Source organism: Campylobacter sp. US55 (genome assembly GCF_004378955.1).
Classification (GTDB): Bacteria; Campylobacterota; Campylobacteria; order Campylobacterales; family Campylobacteraceae; genus Campylobacter_D; species Campylobacter_D jejuni.
Map to the genome: position 1 here is coordinate 1 of NZ_RYYF01000023.1, position 713 is coordinate 713.

Sequence of the window (713 nt, forward strand, 5' to 3'; positions counted from 1 at the left end):
AAATCTTTTTTTGCATGTAACACTAAATCCGCTTGTAAATCACCACCGCCAATAATAAAAAAATGTTTGTTTTTCATAGATTCTCCTAGTAAAATCTGCTAAAAGATTTTTACTAGAAGTTTAGAAGTGAAGTTTTCCTTTTATATAAATTTCAGGATCCTCATCCTTTGAAATTTTCAAATAATAATAACCCTTAGAATCCATTAGTGACGAAGAATAAGAAAAATTTTCATCATTTTTTACATAAATTCTTTCTTTTACTATCATTTGTGGTTTTAAAGTTTTTAATTTCTTGTAAAACTTATAATCTTCTTTGGTAAAAATCATTTTAACCAGACAAAAATTTTCAGCTTTTGTATTTATTTTTTTCAACTCTTGTTTTAAAGAACTTTGAATTAAGAGTTGTAAATAATCAATGCCATAAGAATGATATACTAATACATCACGCCAACCTCCTAAGCGGGTTGCGATTTCTATGACTGATAATTTGCATTTTTTAAATCCCCCCCCCCATTGGTTTCAAATTTTACTTCTATATGTGAAGCTCCAAAATTAATTTTAAAAGCATTTAGAACTTTAATAATTTCATTTTCGATTAGTTGCTTTTCAAAATGATTAACTCTTGCAGGTATAAGTTGTTGTGTTTCTAAAAAATCATTTGCAAATTCGCCTTCTCGTAAATATTCTTCTGTGATAGCTATAATTTGATGTTT

Annotated in this window: 1 protein-coding gene and 1 pseudogene; both read right to left on the minus strand. The window is 26.9% G+C overall.

Features of this window, described 5'->3' with window-relative positions; genetic code table 11:
* Positions 1-120: 120 nt before the first annotated feature.
* Complete coding sequence (locus ELQ07_RS08150) at positions 121-327, minus strand: hypothetical protein (protein ID WP_166738578.1); 207 nt, start codon at positions 325-327, stop codon at positions 121-123.
* A 146-nt stretch (positions 328-473) separates the two neighbouring features.
* Positions 474-713, minus strand: a pseudogene (locus ELQ07_RS08230) (hypothetical protein); the annotation flags it as partial.